This is a genomic window from Xanthovirga aplysinae (genome assembly GCF_009711365.1).
GTDB lineage: Bacteria > Bacteroidota > Bacteroidia > Cytophagales > Cyclobacteriaceae > Xanthovirga > Xanthovirga aplysinae.
This window is the reverse complement of sequence record NZ_SMMB01000898.1, coordinates 1-5,167: the sequence shown is the minus strand read 5'-3', so window position 1 is coordinate 5,167 and position 5,167 is coordinate 1. Positions and strand designations below refer to the sequence as shown.

General features: G+C 36.5%; 4 protein-coding genes. 2 read left to right on the top strand and 2 right to left on the bottom strand.

Features of this window, described 5'->3' with window-relative positions:
- Positions 1–24 precede the first annotated feature (24 nt).
- Both E1171_RS07680 and lpxK read right to left on the bottom strand, forming a co-directional pair.
- The gene (locus E1171_RS07680; protein ID WP_155205429.1) at positions 25–1,863 is read right to left on the bottom strand and encodes a putative porin; all 1,839 of its coding nucleotides are present in this window, start codon (positions 1,861–1,863) and stop codon (positions 25–27) included.
- Positions 1,864–1,887: 24 nt separating this feature from the next.
- A complete protein-coding gene (gene lpxK / locus E1171_RS07675) occupies positions 1,888–2,943 on the bottom strand; it encodes a tetraacyldisaccharide 4'-kinase (RefSeq protein ID WP_155205428.1) in 1,056 nt (351 codons plus the stop codon).
- A 223-nt stretch (positions 2,944–3,166) separates the two neighbouring features.
- Here lpxK and E1171_RS07670 point away from each other — a divergent pair, with 223 nt between their 5' ends.
- Together E1171_RS07670 and E1171_RS07665 are read left to right on the top strand one after the other, a co-directional pair.
- Positions 3,167–4,261, top strand: a complete 1,095-nt coding sequence (locus E1171_RS07670; RefSeq protein ID WP_155205427.1) for a Nif3-like dinuclear metal center hexameric protein — start codon at positions 3,167–3,169, stop codon at positions 4,259–4,261.
- Positions 4,262–4,268: 7 nt separating this feature from the next.
- Entirely contained in the window at positions 4,269–5,045 is a 777-nt protein-coding gene (locus tag E1171_RS07665) for a zinc ribbon domain-containing protein (protein ID WP_155205426.1), read from the top strand.
- Positions 5,046–5,167: the final 122 nt, after the last annotated feature.

Sequence of the window (5,167 nt, the reverse complement as noted above, 5' to 3'; positions counted from 1 at the left end):
GGTTTAATTTACCCCCTTTCGTAATTAATCAAAGAATTGCCATACTACCCCAAAATCAAGAGCCGCCTTTGGCCCTGTAATATACGGGGAAGCAAAATACCCATCTCCAAAAACTTGGGGTAAATTTCCATACTTAAGAAAAAGATTTGCTCTTCCTATTCGAAAATTTAGGAATACATCGGCTGTAACAAAATCATCTATTCGAAAATCATCCTGAAGGTAAAACTGTTGGGTTACCGGATCGTAAGCAGGTGCATAATAAGCAGATTGATAACGTACATCAACACCAAATTGAAATAATAGATTGTTTTGAAAAATTGGCGTTTGATAATATAATTGAGAATTTGCCAAAAGCTCAGGAACTCGAAAAACATCCGCTTCCTTTCCCGTTACCGTAGCATAAGTCAGGTTGTTATTAAAGTGAATCTTTTTGGCAAAAACAAAATTCAGATCAACTGAAGGGCTAAGAATCTGTGCCGCATTTGTTGTTTGCTCCGGCATTTGCTCTTTGTTGAAATAAACATAATTATTCACATTGGAGATGGATAAATTTGGTCTAAAAACCAACCAAGGAAGAGCCAAGGTAACAGAGCCCTTCAATTCATCCGATTCAATCCCCTCAAAATCATTATCCCATTCATAATGATTTCCAAAATACCTTTGAGTCATTAAAGCCGGCCTGTACCGGGACCTAGTATATTCAGCATCAAGCCACTTATGATGTATACTTGCCGATGCCCGATAATAGCCCCCCAACATATATTCTGCCGAAACGCCAAGATTAGTGATCTTTGAAAAATCATAACGAATATTCCCGCCTGCATAATTTTCATTCTCATCTGTAATCTTGCCCAAATAATCCATGAAATATTTGACCTTTCTGTTCTTCACATAAAAATTATAGAACAAATCAGCAGCATTGCCTTTTAATCCCACTTCATTTGTTAGAAAATTAAAGCGAGCGGTATCAAGGGTTTGTGTTGGATCTACCAATGCAGGAGGAAGATGATCTTTATCTGCCGCAAACCCACCTTCATCATCAGTAAAGGAAACGGTCTGCAAATCCAGATCAATGGAGTGGTAAACTCCTAAAAGTTTAGTCAATTGAAATTGCTGATACAAATGAAAGTTCCTTTGAAGATCCCTGACTTTTGCATTGTTCAACATTACTGAAGCATTTTCATATTTGAAATACTCATCCATATTATCCGCAATAATCCCACCAGGTTCATTCACATTATGCCCCATACGAGAGAAACTAGCCAAAAGCACATATTTGCCATTATAACTCCTATGATTCAGGGAAATATCATAATTGGTGGAATTCACCATCAAATCTCTAGGCACGCTGGGATTGGGAGCAAGTTGTTTTTGAGCAGTGATCATAGAAAAGGTACCTGAAATATTCCACTCTGGGTTAATATTTCTACTATACTCAACATTGGTAGAAGCACGACCATTTCCACCCATGATAAGCTCCATACTGGAATAGGGAGACTTGGTATCGTAATATTTAATTTGGTCTTTGTTTTTAAAATAAGGTTTAAAGGCATCATACCCAGAACTTAGCCCAATATTTTTTGGAGAAGAAAAATATAAAGGTCTTATAGCAGATCCCAGGTTACCCAAATCCTGATAACGTCCATCATTCACCTCTTTGAAACCAAACTTTTCCATATTATCCAAAAGGGTATCGATAGTATGCAAAGCCTCAAGATTGTATTTTATACTATTCTCATAAAAGTACTGTGTGGTAGTAGGTCCGTAAACCAATTTGGTGGAGTCGTCCAAAATTTGGGCATGAAGAAGGCCCGACCCCGTCAGGATAAAAGCAAGTACTAGAAAAAATTTGGTAGATTTCACGAAAGATTTCTATATTTTTATAGTTTAAACCGAATATTTCTTAATAGATTTCAGTATCAATTGATCAAAAACTGAACCATTCTGCAAAAAATAACTTTCTATTGGAAGATAAAATATAGGAAGCCTTTGAACATAAGGCCTTAATTCATTGGTTAAAAGCTTCACCATATCTTTCTCTGTGGTGAGTAGACATTTATCTTTTTCTTGTATCTCCTGGAAGATTGCCTCAATTCTTTTTAAATCCTTAGAGCTATAAACGTAATGATCACGAAATTTAATATGTTTTTTCATATTAAAATTTTTTCTTACGTATTCTTCTAATGGCTGATGATTAGCAATACCTGAAAAAAGCACCACGTTTTTAGAAAAATCACTACCTAAAGAATCCCTCATGAGAATAGGTTTCAGATACCTTAGAGAGGTAAAAAAAACAGGGATATTCTTTCGAGTATAATTCTTCACTGACTGGCTATAGTAGTCTCTTTCACTCTGTGAAAATTCTTGAGGACACTTGGTAACTACCACCACATCGGCACGTCTGGCACCTTTTCGTGATTCTCTTAAACGCCCCCAGGGTAAGACATGATCATCAAAAAAAGGGCGGGAAAAATCAGTCAATAAAACATTTAAACCCGCCTTCACTGTTCTATGCTGAAATGCATCATCAAGAATAATCAATTCATTATCAGCCTTCCGGAAAAGAATTTCCGGTATAGCAATAGCCCTTTCTTCCCCTACAGCCACATTTATTTGATGACCATATTTCAAAAAATATTGGAAAGGTTCATCCCCTATTGTCATCGCGGACTCGTCTTCAGTTGCTAAACGAAAACCTTTAGTCTTCCTACCATACCCCCGACTTAAAGTAGCCAGCTGGTATTGATCTTTCAACAATCGAACCAAATATTCCACCATGGGAGTTTTTCCTGTTCCTCCCACAGATAAATTACCCACACAGATCACATTGGTTTCAAATTCAAAAGATTTTGAATAACCAGTATCAAAAAGATAGTTACGTATGCTGGTGATTAACTGATAAATAAGTGAAAAAGGCCAAAAAAGCCATCCAAAGTTACCCATAAATCTCTTTAGACAATCTTTGCAAATATCGTAACATGTTGAAACTTCCCAAAAAATATCTTGGAAAAGGCGATTTAAGTTCCCTATTTCAGAAAAAACACCAATATTTTTTCGATATTCAAAATTGTCAATTAGTTTAGTTCCAATTCTCGTATTAATCAAAGGGAAAAATTAAAAGGGAAAACAATTATCTAATAACATTTATAAACAATCATTTTATAATATGATTAAGATTAAAGACCTTATCAAGGTGCTAGAAGAATGGGCTCCACCTGCCTTTCAGGAGGCTTATGACAATTCTGGTTTAATCACAGGGGAGTCTAAAGCAGAATTAAAAGGAGCTCTGATTTGTCTGGATTCTACCGAGGAAGTTGTGGAGGAAGCCATATCCAGAAATTGCAACCTTATTATCGCTCATCATCCCATAATATTTAAAGGGCTAAAAAGATTAACGGGAAGTAATTACATAGAACGAACTATCCAAAAAGCCATAAAAAATGATATAGCCATCTACGCAATTCATACCAACCTGGATAATGTTCATCTTGGGGTAAATCAAAAAATTTCCGAAATAATTGGACTTCGAAATTGCCGCGTACTCGCTCCTAAAAAGGGAAATTTAAGCAAGCTCACGACTTTTATCCCTGTCAAAGACACCTCCAAAGTAATGGATGCGATTCATTTGGCAGGTGCTGGGATGATAGGAAATTATAAAAATTGTAGTTTTAGTGTAGAAGGAACGGGAACTTTTATGCCGATTCAAGGGGCAAATCCAACTATAGGATCTCAAAATGAACAGGAACAAGTTCACGAAAACCGAATAGAGGTGATCTTCCCCTCTCATTTAGAATCCGGAGTTTTGGCAGCCTTAAAAGCCCATCACCCTTATGAAGAAGTTGCTTATTACCTCACTCCCCTCAATAATAAAAATCAGGAAGTGGGTTCGGGAATGATCGGAAATCTGGAAAAACCAATGGCTGGGAAAGAATTTTTACTTTACTTAAAAGAAAAAATGAACCTCTCCTGCATCCGACATACAGCTATTACTGGTGAAATCAAGAAGGTGGCTTTGTGTGGGGGTGCCGGAAGTTTTTTATTACCAAAAGCAATTAACCAACAGGCTGACATTTTCATTACCGGAGATTTCAAATATCATGAATTCTTTGATGCTGAAGGACGCATCCTGATTGCAGATATTGGCCATTACGAAAGTGAGGTCTTCACAAAAGACCTTATTTATGAGTATTTATCTGAAAAATTCACTAATATTGCGCTCTATTTATCGCAAAAAGTAACAAATCCAATCAGTTATCTCTAACACATACATGGAAAGCACTGTAGCACAAAAACTTGACGCTTTATTGAAGCTTCAGCAGATAGATTCTAAACTAGATGAAATCAAAAAAATCAGAGGCGCACTTCCTGAGGAAGTGAGCGATTTGGAAGATGAAATTGCTGGCTACGAAACCAGAGTAGAGAAGTTCAAAAACGAACTTCAAGAATTGGAAGAGCAAATCGACAATAACAAGAACGGCATTAAAAATGCCGAGAAGCTGATCACTAAATATAAAGAGCAGCAGATGAATGTCAGAAATAACAGAGAGTATGACGCCATCACCAAAGAGCTCGAGCTTCAGGATCTTGAAATTCAAATTTGCCAGAAAAGAATTAAAGAAGATTACGCCAGAATAGATCAAAAAAACTCAGAAATTGAGTCTACGGAAAAAACATTGGCTGAAAGGCATAAAGATCTGGAAAGCAAAAAAGCTGAGCTTGATTCCATCATACAGGAAAGTGAGGATGAAGAAGCAAAACTTTTGAAGAACAGAGAAAAGGCCAGTAAACCTATAGAGGAGCGTTTATTAAGTTCCTATGAAAGAATAAGAAATAACGCCAGAAATGGTTTAGCTGTAGTATCTGTTGCAAGAGGAGCTTGTGGAGGATGTTTTAATGTGGTTCCTCCCCAACGACAAGCAGATATCCGTGAGCGGAAAAAGCTTATTGTTTGTGAGCACTGTGGTAGAATCTTGGCCGATGTAGAAGAAGTGGTGGTGGAAGAGAAAAAGCCAAAAAGAACCACAAGAAAAAAAGCCGCTAAATAAATAGTAATGGAAAAGTAACCATTAAGGTTTTGAAAATTTGAAATGGTTAAAAAACTGGCATTAATACTTTGGGTAAGAGATAATTCTCCTTTATTAATGAATTTCAAAAACCTTATATGAAA

Excerpts from the sequence above, each read along its gene's own strand:
- lpxK (WP_155205428.1), bottom strand. The coding sequence starts at position 2,943 with ATGGGTAACTTTGGATGGCTTTTTTGGCCTTTTTCACTTATTTATCAG.
- E1171_RS07670 (WP_155205427.1), top strand. The coding sequence starts at position 3,167 with ATGATTAAGATTAAAGACCTTATCAAGGTGCTAGAAGAATGGGCTCCA.
- E1171_RS07665 (WP_155205426.1), top strand. The coding sequence starts at position 4,269 with ATGGAAAGCACTGTAGCACAAAAACTTGACGCTTTATTGAAGCTTCAG.